A 15328-nucleotide genomic window follows, 5' to 3' on the forward strand; every position below is an offset into this window, starting at 1 on the left:
GGCGAAAGGACTGTTCCAGAGTGGCTGGCAGCTGCAAATCACACTTTAGAGGGATCAAGCGCTACTACCTGCTGGCTATAGTCCACTCAAGGATTTTTAAGAACGGGGCAACCGCACGAACCGGGGCGATGCAACTTTGGAATGACTTTGGGATGCCATGGCTCCCGGTTATCCACAGCGTTTTTAGAAGTGCTCTTGCCATAAAAATAAAATGCACATGGAGTAGCGTCGATGACATCAGCAAACCAGTTCTGGCGCCGGGCGAAACTGCCCCTGGCTGTCAGTCTTGCCTCTACGCTCGCCGGGCCAGCATTCGGCGTCAGTTTCAACGTCGGTGAAATCGAAGGTCAGTTCGACTCATCCCTGTCGATCGGTGCCAGTTGGTCTACCGAAAGTGCCAACAAGAACCTCATCGGTGTCAACAACGGCGGCAAGGGTCTGTCCCAGACTTCTGATGACGGTCACCTGAACTTCAAGAGCGGGGAAACTTTCTCGAAGATCTTCAAGGGCATCCATGACCTTGAACTGAAATACGGCGATACCGGTGTTTTCGTCCGTGGCAAATACTGGTACGACTTTGAACTGAAGGACGAAAGCCGTCCGTTCAAGGACATCAGCGACGACAACCGCAAGGAAGGCGCCAAGTCTGCCGGCGGCCAGATCCTCGACGCCTTCGTCTACCACAACTACTCCATTGCCGATCAGCCAGGCTCCGTGCGTCTGGGCAAGCAGGTCGTGAGCTGGGGTGAAAGTACCTTCATCGGTGGTGGCATCAACTCGATCAACCCGATCGACGTGTCCGCGTTCCGCCGTCCGGGGGCCGAGATCAAGGAAGGCCTGATCCCGGTCAACATGTTCTATGTGTCCCAGAGCCTGACCGAAAACCTCTCGGCCGAAGCGTTCTACCAAATTGAATGGGACCAGACCGTTGTCGACAACTGCGGCACGTTCTTCTCCCAGCCAGACATCGTTGCCGACGGCTGCGACGACAACCTGCGCGTACTGGCCAAGCGCTCGCAAATTCCGGCCATTGCCCTGGGGCCTTTGGCCGCCAACGGCGTCGACGTCAACAATGAGGGTGTTCTGGTGCGTCGTGGCCCCGATCGCGATGCCCGCGACAGCGGCCAGTGGGGCGCGTCCCTCAAGTACATGTTCGATCCGCTGGACACCGAGTTCGGCGCCTACTTCATGAATTACCACAGCCGTGCGCCGATCTTCAGCGCTACCGGTGCGCCGCAGTCGGTCTACAACACTGCCGCGGCCCTCCAGGGCGGCCCGTTCGCCGCACTGGCGCCATTGCTGGTGGCGGGTAATTCGCAGTACTTCATCGAGTACCCGGAAGACATCCGCCTCTACGGCCTGAGCTTCTCCACCACCCTGCCTACCGGTACGGCGTGGAGCGGTGAGATCAGCTACCGTCCGAACGCTCCGGTGCAGCTCAACTCCACCGACATCCTGTTCTCCGGTGTTCGTCCTATAGGCAATAACAACCCGAACAACCCGTTGACCAATGCATCGCTGCTTACCGGCGTACCGGGTCAGGACCTGCACGGGTATCGTCGCAAGGAAGTCACCCAGTTCCAGACCACCCTGACGCACTTCTTCGATCAGGTCATGGGCGCCAGCCGTCTGACCCTGGTGGGCGAAGTGGGCGTGACCCACGTTGGCGGCCTGGAAAGCACTTCCGACGTTCGTTATGGCCGCGATCCGGTCTACGGTCCGGGTGAATTGCCAGCCTCTGGCGCGCTCAATACCTGCGTGACACTCAACAACAGCACCATCAGCGGTGCCGGCCCGGGTACGCCGACCAACAACCGCAGCCGCAACTGCACCGACGAAGGCTTCACCACTGCGACTTCATGGGGCTACCGCGGTCGTGCCATCTGGGAATACAACGACGTGTTTGCCGGTGTGAACCTCAAGCCAAACGTAGCCTGGTCTCATGACGTGGAAGGCTACTCCCCTGGGCCTGGCGGCAACTTCGAGGAAGGCCGCAAGGCGGTGAGCCTGGGTGTCGACGCCGAGTACCAGAACACCTACACCGCGAGCCTGGCCTACACCAACTTCTTCGACGGCAGGTACACCACCGTGGATGACCGCGACTTCGTTGCGCTCAGCCTCGGCGTGAACTTCTAAGCACTGAATTTTCAGGACGAACGAACATATGAAAATAACAAAGAGTCTGTTCCACGCCGGTGTTCTGGGGCTTTCACTGCTGGCGACCAGCGTCATCGCAGCGGTTCCCCAGGCCGAGGCCGACAAGCTGGGCAAGAGCCTGACCCCGATGGGCGCTGAAATGGCGGGTAACGCCGACGGTTCGATTCCGACCTGGAAACCGTTGCCGAAGAACGCCGGAGCGGTCGACAGCAAGGGCTTCCTGTCCGATCCGTACCCGGGTGAAAAACCGCTGTTCACCATCACGGCGCAGAACGTCGACCAGTACAAGGAAAAGCTTGCCCCGGGCCAGTACGCGATGTTCAAGCGCTACCCGGAAACCTTCAAGATGCCGGTCTATCCGTCCCACCGCGGTGCCACCGTGCCGGATGAGGTGTTCGCCTCCATCAAGAAGAACGCCACCAACACCAAGCTGGTGTCCGGCGGCAACGGCCTGGAGAACTTTGAAACCGCCATTCCGTTCCCGATTCCGAAAAGCGGCGTTGAAGTCATCTGGAACCACATCACCCGCTATCGCGGGGGCAGCGTGACCCGTCTGGTAACCCAGGCCACACCACAGCCGAACGGCTCGTTCAGCCTGGTGTACTTCCAGGACCAGTTCGTGTTCCGCGACAAGATGAAGGACTACGATCCGGCGAACCCGGGCAACATCCTGTTCTACTTCAAGCAGAAAGTGACCGCGCCGGCACGTCTGGCCGGTGGTGTACTGCTGGTTCACGAAACCCTCGACCAGGTCAAGGAGCCGCGCTCGGCATGGGTCTACAACGCCGGCCAGCGTCGTGTGCGCCGTGCGCCGCAAGTGTCCTATGACGGCCCGGGTACTGCAGCCGATGGCCTGCGTACCTCCGACAACCTGGACATGTACAACGGTGCACCGGATCGTTACGACTGGAAGCTCGAAGGCAAGAAAGAGATGTACATCGCCTCCGATGCCTACAAGCTCGACGATCCGAAGCTCAAGTACACCGACATCATCAAGGCCGGTCACATCAACCAGGACCTGGCTCGTTACGAGTTGCGTCGTGTGTGGCATGTAGTTGCCACCCTGAAGGAAGGTCAGCGTCACATCTACGCCAAGCGTGACTTCTACATTGACGAAGACACCTGGCAGGCAGCGGTCATCGACCATTACGACGGTCGCGGTCAACTGTGGCGCGTCGCCGAGGCCCATGCCGAGAACTACTACGACAAGCAAGTACCGTGGTATGCCCTTGAAACCCTGTACGACCTGCAATCGGGTCGTTACCTGGCGCTGGGCATGAAGAACGAAGAGAAGTCGGCCTATGACTTCGGCTTCACTGCCACCACCAGCGACTTCACCCCGGCCGCCTTGCGTCAGGATGGTGTTCGCTAAAGTGAACTGAGTAGAGGCCGCACCCTCTGAAAACGCCCCGACTGGTTCGGGGCGTTTTTTTTTGCTTGTAGACTTTTTGTAGCCATTTGTAGCAATTACCTTCATTCCCTATCCGTTTACGGCTAGTCTGCGGACATCTGCAACGCCGCCACCCGCAATTCAAACAAGAGCCGGCTATGACTGATTTGTCTACATCCCCAGGTTCTGCAAACGTTGCTGTCGCGACACTCGACGGGCGCTTCTTCCGCCCGCCGTTGCCCGACGGCCATGTGCTGCGTCCACGTTTGTGCGAGCGCCTGAGTGCAGGGCTCGGTGGCAGGTTATTGCTGGTCAGCGCACCGGCAGGGTTCGGCAAGAGTTCGTTGGCGGTGGAGTTTTGTCAGGGGTTGCCGGCGCACTGGCAAAGTCTCTGGCTGGGGTTGAGCCCGCGAGACAGTGACCCGGGACGTTTTCTCGAACGCCTGCTGGAAGGCCTCCAGGACTACTTCCCGCACCTGGGCAGGCAATCACTCGGGCTGTTGAAAATGCGCCAGCGCCATCAGCCTTTCGCATTCGAAGAATGGCTGGATGGCCTGCTCGACGAATTGGCCGAGCACTTGTCCACCGCGACGCCATTGCTGCTGGTGCTGGATGATTACCATCTGGCCCAGGGGCCGGTACTGGACCGTTGCCTGCAATTTTTCCTCAATCATCTCCCTGATGGCTTGCTGGTGATGGTCACCAGTCGCCAACGTCCCGACTGGCATCTGGCGCGGCTGCGGCTGTCGCGACAACTGCTTGAATTGCATGAACAGGATCTGCGCCTGACCCACGACGAGGCCTTGAGCCTGCTCGACCGGCACAGCAGTTCCTTGCGCGGTGAAGCACTGGAAAACCTGATCCAGCGCAGCGAAGGTTGGGTCGCGGGGTTGCGTTTCTGGCTGCTGGCCGCCTCGGAGGCGGGTACCGACGGCGCGCTGCCGCAATCGTTGCACGGCGGGGAAGGGCTGATCCGCGATTACCTGCTCGAAGAGGTCATCGATTGCCTGCCCGCCGAGGTCCAGTCGTTCCTCTACGACACGGCGCCCCAGGAGCGTTTTTGCAGCGAACTGTGCGATGCCGTTCGCGACGCCCATGACAGCGGCGAAATCCTGCGCTTCCTGCTCGCCCACCAGGTGTTCCTGGTGCCGCTGGACGAGCATGGCAACTGGTATCGTTACCACCACCTGTTTTCCGATCTGTTGCGCACGCGCCCGACTTCCCAGTCGATGGTGCCGGCCGCCAGCCTGCACCTGCGTGCCTGCCGGTGGTTCAATGCCCAGGGACTGCTCGATGAGGCCGTGGAGCAGGCCTTGCGCGCCGGTCACCTGGACGTCGCGGCGAACCTGGTGCAGAACCTCTCCGAAGAGCAACTGCTGGCCGAGCAGAATGTCGGCATGTTGCTGCGCTGGAAAATGGACTTGCCTGACAGCTTGCTGATCAGCACGCCGCGGCTGATCGTGCTCTATAGCTGGGCGTTGGGGATGGCTTGCCAACTGGATGCCGCCGAAGAGCTGGCCAGCCATTTGAGCCGTTTCCTGCCTGCTCCGTCGGCCACCGCACAGAAGTCGATGCTCGCTCAATGGCTGGCGTTGAGCGGCATCATTGCCCGTGGACGCGGCAACCGCGAACTGACGCTGCGGTACTGCCGCGAAGCGTTGGAAAGTCTTCCGTCCAAGCGTTACGGCCAGCGCCTGATGTGCCTTTCGACCCTGTCCAACCTCGCCATTGCCGACGGCGATTTGTGGCGGGCACGGGGATTGAACCGCGAATCGCTGGAGTTGGCGCAACGGGTCGGCAACCCCTTGTTCGAAGCACTGGCGCACTACGATCGCGCCCGGGTGTTGCAAGCACGCGGGGAAATCTGTCGGGCGCTGGAAGAGGTCCGTCAGGGAATGCAGCGCCTGCAGAGCTTGCCTGCGCAACGGCTATACGCGGTTCGCGCCCGGCTGACCTTGTACGAGGGCTTTTTGCTGGCCCTGCGCATGCAGCCGCAATTGGCGCGGGTGCGATTGCAGGCCGGTTTGAGCGAGGCGCGCGCCTGCCGTGACATCAGCGTGCTGATCGGCCACTGCGTGATTGCCAGGCTGGAAGGCAGCAGTGGCGAGTTCGCCAAGGCCTTTGCCGAGCTTGCCGAAGCCGAACGGCTCATGCACATCTGGGATGTGCCACCGATCTACTACCTGGCCATGATCACCCTGGTCAAATGTGAACTCTGGCTGGCCCAGGGGCGCACCGATCTGGCCGAAGCCTGGCTGGCGCGTCTGGGACAGACCTATAACGGCGAAAACGCGGCGGCACCACCGGAGTTCCACCCGCAATTACCGCTGCATATCGAATTGCAACAAGCCTTGCTCGACGTCATCCAGGGCCAACCGATGCTGGCCGAAGGGCGTTTGAATGCACTGCTCGAACATGGCCAGCAAAGCGGTCGGCAGATGCTCAGCGCCATGGCGCTGACCCAGAAAGTGGCGTTGTTGCTGGGTAGCGGACGGGAACCGGAAGCACGCAAGGCACTGGCCCAGGCGCTGGACGCCGCCGGCGGAGGGGTGCTGCAACCCTTCGAGGGCTTGTTGGCCGAGCACCCGGACTGGCTGCGTGGGCAGCTTCAAAGCTGTCCGCCAACCCCCGTTTCCCTGAGCCTCAGTGAAAAACTGCCGGCATTGGCTGCCCGTCCCGGGCTGGAGTCCTGCGCAGCCGCGGAGCAACTCAGCACCCGGGAAATGGCGGTCCTGCGATTGATCGCCCAGGGCTGTTCGAACCAGGAAATCAGCGATCAGCTGTTTATTTCCCTGCACACGGTCAAGACCCACGCCAGCCATATCAATAGCAAACTCGGGGTCGAGCGGCGTACGCAGGCGGTGGCGCGAGCCAAGGAATTGGGGGTGCTGGGTTAAGGATTTTTCACGTTACACATCGCGGCCATTGGCTGGATACTCAATTGTGAGAAAATCACTCATCCCCCCGTTTATCGAGCAGGCCCCGCCGATGTCCCAGCAACCCACCCTCATTCGCGAAACCTTCCCCGTCGGCCCGTTGCAGTGCAACTGCACGATCATCGGCGATCCGGTAACGAAAAAGGCCATCGTCGTCGATCCAGGTGGCAATCATGAGCTGATCCTGGCGCGTCTCGATGCCCTTGGGCTGAAAGTGGTCAGCATCATTCACACCCACGCCCACCTCGATCATTTCCTGGCTTCCGGTCAACTCAAGGAGAAAACCGGCGCGACGCTGCATCTGCACAAGGAAGACCAGTTTCTCTGGGACAACCTGGAAATGCAGTGCCAGATGTTCGGCGTTCCTTATACCCCGGTGCCGTCCCCGGATCGCTGGCTGGCCGATGATGAAGAACTGGCCTGCGGTTGCGGCGTGGCGCTGCACACGCCAGGTCATACGCCGGGCTCCATGAGCTTCTGGTTTTCCGAGGCCAAGCTGCTGATTGCCGGAGATACCCTGTTTCGTCGCGGCGTCGGACGCACGGATTTGTGGGGTGGCGACCAGGCGACCATCGTGCGCTCGATCAAGCAGCGGTTGTACACCCTCGACGAAGACGCAACCGTGGTGACCGGGCATGGTCCGGACACCCGTCTGGGCGATGAAATGCGCGAAAACCCCTTTGTTCGGGGCTGATTTGTAACATTCGGAATTTTTACCCGTTAACATGATCCAACGCCCGCAAAGGCTGATGCCTTGGTCCGTTGCACCACAGAATGCAAAAAAAGTAGGAGCTTTACATGTTCACCATGCGTCGTTTGATGATTGTCGCTACTGCCGTGGCCGTACTGTCCGGCTGTGCCTCGCCCAACCCTTATGACGGTCAGCCGCAGGGTCAGGCGGATGGCAGCTCCCAAGGCATGAGCAAAACCGCGAAATACGGTGGCCTCGGCGCTCTGGCCGGTGCGCTGGCCGGTGCTGCGATCAACCACGATAACCGTGGCAAGGGCGCACTGATCGGTGCTGCGGTGGTCGGTGCTTCCGCCGCCGGTTACGGTTACTACGCCGATCAGCAAGAGAAAAAGCTGCGCGCCAGCATGGCCAACACCGGTGTTGAAGTGCAACGCCAGGGCGACCAGATCAAGCTGATCATGCCGGGCAACATCACGTTCGCTACCGATTCGGCGAACATTGCCCCAAGCTTCTATCAGCCGCTGAACAACCTGGCGGGCTCGCTCAAAGAGTTCAACCAGAACCAGATCGAGATCGTCGGCTATACCGACAGCACCGGCAGCCGCCAGCACAACATGGACCTGTCCCAGCGTCGCGCCCAGAGCGTGGCAACCTACCTGACCTCGCAAGGTGTCAGCGGTGCCAATCTGAGCGCCCGTGGCGCCGGTCCGGATAGCCCGGTTGCCAGCAACGGCGACGCCAATGGCCGGGCGCAGAACCGCCGTGTAGAGGTCAACCTCAAGGCGATTCCGGGCCAGCAGTATGGTGGTCAGCAGCAAGGTCAGGTTCAGCAGTACCCTTGATCGTCTGATTGAACCCCAGGCGTAGAAAAGCCCGCTCGATCTTCTACGGATCGGGCGGGCTTTTTTTTGTCGTCAGTTCCGGCCCCTTCGCGGGCAAGCCCGTTCCTACAGGTCATGTGTTGGATGCAGATTTTGTGTACGACATCGACCATTGTGGGAGCAGGCTTGCCCGCGAAGAGGCCAGACCAGGCAGCAGAAATCTGGAACAGACAGAAACAAAAAAGCCCCCGGACCAGTGAAAGTCCGGGGGCTTTTTGTATGGCGCGAAAGCTGATTACTTCTTCAGGCCATAATGCTCATCGAGCATGCCCGGCGAGTTCGGGGCTTTCGGTGCGTAATCGCGAGGCGGCTCCTGATCGCGCGGTGGCGTCAGGCGTTCACGGGGTGCCTGCGCCGCGTCGGCGTGCAGGGAAGCCAGCAGGCGTTGGCGAGTCTGTTCGTCCAGGGCCAGGCGGTTGGCGCCCTCGGCGAGATGGTCCTGCACTTCCTGATAGCTCTGAGTCAGTTTCTTGACCAGTGTCGCGGTGCTGTTGAAGTGGGTCACCACCTCGTTCTGATAACTGTCGAAACGTTCCTGAATATCGTCCAGCTGACGCTGCGTGCGGCTGGGCGCGGCGTTCGGTGCAACGCGAGCGATCAGGAACCCAATGGCGACACCCACAACCAGGGCAAGAGTCGGTAACAACCAAACTAAGAGCGAGTGTTCCACGAGTCCTTCCTCTATAAACGGCTTTGCTTTACGTTAACGGCTCGAACCTGCGCTGTATACCGCGATTCACTCGCAATAGACAGCCACAGACAATTTGCTAGACGAGTCGACCTGATTCGAGGTCACGGAGTTCCTTCCTTGCTTATGCGTGAAACCCCTGTAGTGATTGATGGCCCGGTGGGTCAACTGGAAGCACTGTACCTGGACAACGAGCAGGCGCGTGGCCTGGCGCTGATCTGCCATCCGAACCCGGTACAGGGCGGCACCATGCTCAACAAAGTGGTCTCGACCCTGCAGCGCACCGCGCGTGATGCCGGTTTGATTACTTTGCGTTTCAACTACCGCGGGGTGGGTGCCAGTGAAGGTACACATGATATGGGCACCGGCGAAGTCGATGATGCCCAGGCTGTGGCCGAATGGTTTCGCGCCAGGCACCCGCAATTGCCACTGACCCTGTTCGGTTTCTCCTTCGGTGGATTTGTTGCAGCAAGTCTTGGCGGACGTCTGGAAGCGAAGGGCGAACCGCTCAAACATCTATTCATGGTCGCACCGGCGGTCATGCGCCTGAGCGCTCAGGACTCACTGCCACAGCAGGGCGAACTGACCCTGATCCAGCCGGAAACCGACGAAGTGATCGATCCGCAGCTGGTTTACCAATGGTCCGACACGCTTGAACGTCCCCATGAGCTGCTGAAAGTGGCAGAATGCGGACACTTTTTTCATGGCAAGCTGACCGATCTCAAGGATCTGATCCTGCCGCGTCTCTCGAATTGATTGCAGTCTGACAAGCGATTACCCATGACGACTCGTACCCGTATCCTCACCGGCATCACCACCACCGGCACGCCGCACCTGGGCAACTACGCTGGTGCCATCCGCCCGGCGATCCTGGCCAGCCGTGACAGCAATGCCGACTCGTTCTACTTTTTGGCGGACTACCACGCCCTGATCAAGTGCGATGACCCGCTGCGCATCCAGCGCTCGCGTCTGGAAATCGCTGCGACCTGGCTGGCCGGTGGCCTGAATGTCGACCGCGTGACCTTCTACCGCCAGTCCGACATCCCGGAAATCCCCGAACTGACCTGGCTGCTGACCTGCGTCGCCGCCAAGGGCCTGCTCAACCGCGCCCACGCCTACAAGGCTTCGGTGGACAAGAACGTCGAGACCGGCGAGGACCCGGATGCAGGCATCACCATGGGCCTTTACAGCTACCCGGTGCTGATGGCCGCGGACATCCTGATGTTCAATGCGCACAAGGTGCCGGTCGGTCGTGACCAGATCCAGCACGTGGAAATGGCGCGGGACATCGGCCAGCGCTTCAACCATCTTTTTGGCCAGGGCAAAGAGTTCTTCACCATGCCCGAGGCGTTGATCGAAGAGAGCGTCGCCACGTTGCCAGGCCTGGATGGTCGCAAGATGTCGAAGAGCTACGACAACACCATCCCGCTGTTCAGCAGTGCCAAAGAGATGAAGGACGCGATTTCGCGGATCGTCACCGACTCCCGCGCACCGGGCGAAGCCAAGGAACCGGACAACTCGCACCTGTTCACCCTGTTCCAGGCGTTTGCCACCCCGGCGCAAGCCGACGAGTTCCGCAGCGAATTGTTGCAGGGCCTGGGTTGGGGCGAGGCGAAGAATCGTCTGTTCCAGTTGCTCGACAACGAACTGGGCGAATCCCGCGAGCGTTACAACCAGCTGATCGAGCGTCCGGCGGATCTGGAAGACATCCTGCAACACGGCGCGAAAAAAGCCCGTGCGGTAGCGACACCCTTCCTCAACGAACTGCGTGAAGCGGTGGGCCTGCGCTCCTTCGTTGCCCAGACTCAAGTGGCGGCGACCACCAAGAAGAAAGCCGTGAAGGCTGCACGTTTTGTCAGCTTCCGTGAAGACGACGGCAGTTTCCGCTTCCGTCTGCTGGCGGCGGATGGCGAACAACTGCTGCTGTCGCGCAACTTCGCCGACGGTAAAACCGCCGGGCAGGTGACCAAGCAACTGCAAGCGGGCCAGGCATTGGACGTGCGCAGTGAAGACCTGGGGTTCAGCGTCTGGCTGGAAGGCGAGTGCGTTGCCGACAGCCCGGCATTTGCCGACAGCGTCGCCCGTGACGCTGCCATCGAAGCCTTGCGCATTGCCCTGACGCCGGTTCAGGAATAAACAACGGTTCGGCCCGACCAAGGGCCGATTGCCATTCCTCGGGGTCGTCGCTACAGTGTCGGCCCGTTTTTGTTGCCTTGCTAACGAATTATGACGCCCCTAGAACGATATCAAGCTGATCTGAAACGCCCGGAATTCTTTCATGACGCCGCGCAGGAAACTGCCGTGCGTCATTTGCAGCGCCTGTACGACGACCTGGTCGCGGCCGAGCAAAACAAGCCGGGCCTGCTGGGCAAGTTGTTTGGCAAGAAGGATCAGACCCCGGTCAAGGGCCTGTATTTCTGGGGCGGCGTAGGTCGCGGCAAGACTTACCTGGTGGACACCTTCTTCGAAGCGCTGCCCTTCAAGGAAAAGTCCCGCACCCACTTCCACCGCTTCATGAAGCGCGTGCACGAAGAGATGAAAACCCTGGGCGGCGAGAAAAACCCGCTGACCATCATCGCCAAGCGCTTCGCCACCGAAGCCCGGGTCATCTGCTTCGATGAATTCTTCGTTTCCGACATCACCGACGCCATGATCCTTGGCACCCTGATGGAAGAACTGTTCAAGAACGGCGTAACCCTGGTCGCGACTTCGAACATCGTGCCGGATGGCCTGTACAAGGACGGCCTGCAACGCGCGCGCTTCCTGCCGGCCATTGCGCTGATCAAGCAGAATACCGAGATCGTCAACGTCGACAGCGGCGTCGACTATCGTCTGCGTCACCTCGAACAGGCCGAGCTGTTCCACTATCCACTCGACGAAGCCGCCAACGAAAGCCTGCGCAAGAGCTTCCGTGCACTGACACCGGAATGCACGGCAGCGGTCGAAAATGACGTGCTGATGATCGAAAACCGCGAAATCCGTGCCCTGCGCACCTGTGATGACGTGGCCTGGTTCAACTTCCGTGAACTGTGCGACGGCCCGCGCAGCCAGAACGATTACATCGAGCTGGGCAAGATCTTCCACGCCGTGCTGCTCAGCGATGTCGAGCAGATGAGCGTTACCACCGACGACATCGCCCGACGCTTCATCAACATGGTCGACGAGTTCTACGACCGTAACGTGAAGCTGATCATTTCTGCTGAAGTCGAGCTAAAGGATCTCTACACCGGCGGGCGCTTGAATTTCGAATTCCAGCGTACCCTCAGCCGACTGCTGGAAATGCAATCCCACGAATTCCTGTCCAGGGCGCACAAGCCGTAAGATAGTTCGGAAAATGAAAGAGGCCTGCAAATGCAGGCCTTTTTTGTCAGTGCAAATCTTTCTCCCACAGGCTCGTACATTGTTTTGAAGTCAAATGTCTTCGTGGAGATGCCGCGCAAGCTCGTGCTGCCGTTGGCAACCGAGCAACAGCCAAAGCAGAATCCGGGCTTTTCGCGGACATAGAAAGCCCGCCATCGACGCCCCCTTGCGGATCAAGTCCATTTCACCACCACCAAAACCGTAAGATGCACGTGCGGTGGAGCCGGAGCCTGTTCGGGTCGCAATGATCACGGGGATTCGTTCGGCAATATGCTCAATCATTGTCGCCCAGCGCTGCGAGATGTGGCCGGCGCCGAAACCGCCGATCACCAGTCCGTCGTAATCGAGTGCGAGAATATTCTCCAGTAGCAGGGTGTCGGCCGAAAGTGAGGCCTCAAGCAGCGCAACCTTCTGTGTGGTCTGTTGCGGCAAAGGCAACACCGTGCGCGGCCCCGGCGGGCGCAGGTAGCGAACACGGTCTTCCAACAGCAGGCCTGCGGGCCCCACGACCGGAGAGGAAAACGCCTGCAATGCCAGCGAATCGGTTTTGCGTACGCTGCACGCTTGATGAATCTGTCCGTTCATCACGACCTGGACACCGCGCTGCCGGCTGTTCTGCGCCAGGGCAACGCGACATGCATCCAGCAGATTGGCCGGTCCATCGGCACCTGGCTGTGCTGCGGAACGCATGGCACCGGTCAGCACCAAGGGGGTGTCGTAGGGCCACAGGTAATCCAGAAACACCGCTGCTTCTTCGAGGGTGTCAGTGCCCTGGGTTATCACGACCCCAACGGCGCCCTGTTTGACCTGAAACTCAGCCCAGGACAATACGTTCAGCAAAAACTCGAAATCCAGGGACGCACTGGGCAGCAGGCTGAGGGTCTCGACGGTGACTCCGGCCAGCGTCGTCAGTTCCGGAATGGAAGTCAGCAGGGCTTCGCCGCTGACGGTCGGGATGACGCCTTCACCGGCATTGCTCGCTTGCATGCTTACCGTGCCGCCAAGTGCCGCGATGGACAGTTTGGGCAGGTCCATGGGATACCTCGCTTGTTTGTAATGAAAAGTGGCTGTATCCGCTTTTGAGGCCGCGATACAGCCGAACGGCTGGGACATCAATCAGCAATCAGAAAACCGATCAGCGGCACGATCAGCAGTGTGCTGATGGCCATCGACAGTACATTGGCGATGTAGGCGTGCATGTCGGCCGGTAGTTTCCTGGCAATCACACAGGCCAGCGGTGGTGCGAGCAATGCCCCCAGCAGTGCACTTGAGACGATAATCTGCCAGCTGCCGCCATAGGCCAGGATCGCCGCGGGCACCACTGAAACCAGCGGGATGTAGGTGGGATACCAGCCGCGCAACATCCATTGTCGACGCCAGATCAGCACGCCGATGGCCGAGGCCAATGCCTGCGCGCCGATGATGTGCAGCAACAGGCCCGATCCGTACGCGGGGCTTGAAGGGTTCAAGCTGTACGCCAGCAATGCCCCCAGTATCAGGCCAAGGCTGGCCAGCTCATTGCCGAAGAACGGTGCTTCGGAAAAGTCCGCCAAAATCCGGCGCAGGCTCCAGATGACGCCATAGTCGGGCGCCTTGGCGGTGGCAATCGAGGCGGGTGGCGTTTCCGATGACCTGGATTTCACCAGGTTCGGCCAATAGCGGCAGAACAGAAACGCCAGGACACTGGCAACCGCCATGCCCAGCACATTGCCAATCACCGCAGGCAAGGCCAGCGGTTGGCACACGTAGTTGACGATCAGCAGGCACATCGGTGTGACGAGTACGGCGCCCATGAGTGCGCCGTTGATCGTGACCTTCCAGCCGCCGCCAAACATCAGCACCATCGCCGCTGGCAACGAGACGAATGCTACGAATGTGGGTTGCCAGGTTGTGGCTGTCACCGTCCAGCCCCACAGCAGATTGCTCAGCAGCAGCCCGAGCAATGAACTGGTGACCAGCCAGGGCCAAAGTCCCGTTCCATAGGAGATGGCAAACCCTTGCCAGGATTTCCCCGTTCGATTCGCCCAGTAAGCCAGATAAGCGCCCGCCAGCAGGCCGATCGAGGCGAACTCGTGCTTGTAGAAAGCCACCTCGCTGATGTCACCTAACACCCAGCGCAACCAGGCGCTTGGTTCGGGTAGCAGCGATACCATGTCGCCGTACCCGGGCCAATGCGCTCCCCAGAAAGTCCGGTTGCTGAAAGAAAGCCACACGATCAGCAGTGTCGCGCCGATAATTAGCAGGACCACGGCTGTATCAATCGGCGATTTGCGCGATGGTTGGTTTTTGTCGGTTGTAACTTCCATGCGATAGGCCTCCTGATCAACGTGGGAGGCAAGGGTGTTGGGTGTAGCCGAGCATCTGATCGTATAGATCGGCTCGGCGATCGCGATGCAGGTCGTTCAGGTTGTTCCAGATGGGCGCACTGCGGGAGCTGGTCAGGTCGACATCGGCAAACAGGATTTCCTGCCTGTCTGCCGAAGCCACGGCACCAATCGGCCAGCCATTGGTTCCGGCAATCAACGAGCAACCCAGGTAGCGCGCACCGCGCTCCTCGCCGATCCGGCTGGCGGCAGCGATAAACACGTTGTTGACGTGAGCGGCGGTCATCGTCAGATAAGACGCCATGCACTTACCGGCATCGTCGAACAGCGGCGGCGGTGTCCAGACCCAGTTGTTCAGGCTGCAAATGATGTCCGCGCCTTGCTGGGCGAGGATCCGTGGCACCTCCGGGAACCAGATGTCCCAGCAGATCAACAGCCCGATGCGGCCGATCGGTGTGTCGAAAACCGGGAAACCCAGGTCGCCGGGGGTGAACCAGAGCTTCTCCATATTCCACAAATGGGCTTTGCGGTACTTGCCGATAAAACCGTCTGGTCCTACCAGAACGCCGGTGTTAAAGAGTCGCATGCCGTCGCGTTCGGCCAGACCGGCCACGAGGTAAACGTTGTGCTCGCGGGCGAAGTCGATCCAGCGCTGCACGCTTGGCCCGTCGGGAACCGCTTCTGCATGGGCGAAGGCATCCTGCCGATTGCTGAAGAAATAGCCGGTATTGGAAAGCTCGGGCAGAACGATGAGATTCGCACCACCGCTTACCGCTTCAAGCGCCAATTCCAGGCTGCGCCGCAGATTACCTACACATTTCTCGATGCCGACTTGTGGATCGAATTGCACGACTGCTACACGAACAGGGCTTGTTGGCTCAGTCATTCCGTCGTTCCTCTT

General features: G+C 60.0%; 12 protein-coding genes. 8 read left to right on the forward strand and 4 right to left on the reverse strand.

The genetic code is table 11. From position 1 onward, the window contains the following. Nucleotides 1-231: 231 nt before the first annotated feature. The 5 genes from AC1RP7_RS09175 to AC1RP7_RS09195 all read left to right on the forward strand — a co-directional run bounded on the left by AC1RP7_RS09175 (nt 232) and on the right by AC1RP7_RS09195 (nt 8016). Nucleotides 232-2136, forward strand: a complete 1905-nt coding sequence (locus tag AC1RP7_RS09175; RefSeq protein ID WP_057713343.1) for a DUF1302 domain-containing protein — start codon at nt 232-234, stop codon at nt 2134-2136. Between the two features lie 28 nt (nt 2137-2164). Then, nucleotides 2165-3529: a DUF1329 domain-containing protein gene (locus AC1RP7_RS09180; protein WP_057713344.1), complete on the forward strand. Its 1365-nt coding sequence runs from the start codon at nt 2165-2167 to the stop codon at nt 3527-3529. Between the two features lie 176 nt (nt 3530-3705). Beyond that, the gene (locus tag AC1RP7_RS09185) at nt 3706-6444 is read left to right on the forward strand and encodes a winged helix-turn-helix domain-containing protein (protein ID WP_493181276.1); all 2739 of its coding nucleotides are present in this window, start codon (nt 3706-3708) and stop codon (nt 6442-6444) included. A gap of 91 nt (nt 6445-6535) precedes the next feature. Beyond that, nucleotides 6536-7177, forward strand: a complete 642-nt coding sequence (locus AC1RP7_RS09190; RefSeq protein ID WP_057713346.1) for an MBL fold metallo-hydrolase — start codon at nt 6536-6538, stop codon at nt 7175-7177. Between the two features lie 104 nt (nt 7178-7281). Continuing rightward, complete coding sequence (locus tag AC1RP7_RS09195; protein ID WP_057713347.1) at nt 7282-8016, forward strand: YiaD family glycine zipper/OmpA-like lipoprotein; 735 nt, start codon at nt 7282-7284, stop codon at nt 8014-8016. A gap of 274 nt (nt 8017-8290) precedes the next feature. Here AC1RP7_RS09195 and AC1RP7_RS09200 read toward each other — a convergent pair whose 3' ends face one another. Further along, nucleotides 8291-8725: a Z-ring associated ZapG family protein gene (locus AC1RP7_RS09200; RefSeq protein WP_008045970.1), complete on the reverse strand. Its 435-nt coding sequence runs from the start codon at nt 8723-8725 to the stop codon at nt 8291-8293. Between the two features lie 144 nt (nt 8726-8869). Here AC1RP7_RS09200 and AC1RP7_RS09205 point away from each other — a divergent pair, with 144 nt between their 5' ends. From AC1RP7_RS09205 to zapE, 3 genes are all read left to right on the forward strand, one after another. Then, on the forward strand, nt 8870-9499 hold the full coding sequence (locus tag AC1RP7_RS09205) for an alpha/beta hydrolase (RefSeq protein ID WP_057713348.1): 630 nt from the start codon (nt 8870-8872) through the stop codon (nt 9497-9499). A gap of 24 nt (nt 9500-9523) precedes the next feature. Then, complete coding sequence (locus AC1RP7_RS09210; protein ID WP_493181274.1) at nt 9524-10879, forward strand: tryptophan--tRNA ligase; 1356 nt, start codon at nt 9524-9526, stop codon at nt 10877-10879. A gap of 90 nt (nt 10880-10969) precedes the next feature. Beyond that, nucleotides 10970-12064 (forward strand): cell division protein ZapE, encoded by a 1095-nt coding sequence (gene zapE, locus AC1RP7_RS09215; RefSeq protein WP_007998226.1) that lies wholly within the window; start codon nt 10970-10972, stop codon nt 12062-12064. A gap of 90 nt (nt 12065-12154) precedes the next feature. Here the strand turns inward: zapE and AC1RP7_RS09220 are convergent, their stop codons facing one another. From AC1RP7_RS09220 to AC1RP7_RS09230, 3 genes are all read right to left on the reverse strand, one after another. Beyond that, on the reverse strand, nt 12155-13138 hold the full coding sequence (locus AC1RP7_RS09220) for an asparaginase (protein ID WP_340312918.1): 984 nt from the start codon (nt 13136-13138) through the stop codon (nt 12155-12157). Between the two features lie 77 nt (nt 13139-13215). Next, nucleotides 13216-14409: a hypothetical protein gene (locus AC1RP7_RS09225; RefSeq protein WP_489339202.1), complete on the reverse strand. Its 1194-nt coding sequence runs from the start codon at nt 14407-14409 to the stop codon at nt 13216-13218. 16 nt (nt 14410-14425) lie between these two features. Further along, on the reverse strand, nt 14426-15313 hold the full coding sequence (locus AC1RP7_RS09230) for a nitrilase family protein (RefSeq protein ID WP_340312920.1): 888 nt from the start codon (nt 15311-15313) through the stop codon (nt 14426-14428). Nucleotides 15314-15328: the final 15 nt, after the last annotated feature.

The organism is Pseudomonas sp. GW822-FHT01E03 (genome assembly GCF_058802985.1).

Bases quoted from the DNA above. Each gene is read 5' to 3' on its own strand.
- AC1RP7_RS09175 (WP_057713343.1), top strand. From the start codon at position 232: ATGACATCAGCAAACCAGTTCTGGCGCCGGGCGAAACTGCCCCTGGCT.
- AC1RP7_RS09180 (WP_057713344.1), top strand. From the start codon at position 2,165: ATGAAAATAACAAAGAGTCTGTTCCACGCCGGTGTTCTGGGGCTTTCA.
- AC1RP7_RS09185 (WP_493181276.1), top strand. From the start codon at position 3,706: ATGACTGATTTGTCTACATCCCCAGGTTCTGCAAACGTTGCTGTCGCG.
- AC1RP7_RS09190 (WP_057713346.1), top strand. From the start codon at position 6,536: ATGTCCCAGCAACCCACCCTCATTCGCGAAACCTTCCCCGTCGGCCCG.
- AC1RP7_RS09195 (WP_057713347.1), top strand. From the start codon at position 7,282: ATGTTCACCATGCGTCGTTTGATGATTGTCGCTACTGCCGTGGCCGTA.
- AC1RP7_RS09205 (WP_057713348.1), top strand. From the start codon at position 8,870: ATGCGTGAAACCCCTGTAGTGATTGATGGCCCGGTGGGTCAACTGGAA.
- AC1RP7_RS09210 (WP_493181274.1), top strand. From the start codon at position 9,524: ATGACGACTCGTACCCGTATCCTCACCGGCATCACCACCACCGGCACG.
- zapE (WP_007998226.1), top strand. From the start codon at position 10,970: ATGACGCCCCTAGAACGATATCAAGCTGATCTGAAACGCCCGGAATTC.
- AC1RP7_RS09220 (WP_340312918.1), bottom strand. From the start codon at position 13,138: ATGGACCTGCCCAAACTGTCCATCGCGGCACTTGGCGGCACGGTAAGC.
- AC1RP7_RS09225 (WP_489339202.1), bottom strand. From the start codon at position 14,409: ATGGAAGTTACAACCGACAAAAACCAACCATCGCGCAAATCGCCGATT.
- AC1RP7_RS09230 (WP_340312920.1), bottom strand. From the start codon at position 15,313: ATGACTGAGCCAACAAGCCCTGTTCGTGTAGCAGTCGTGCAATTCGAT.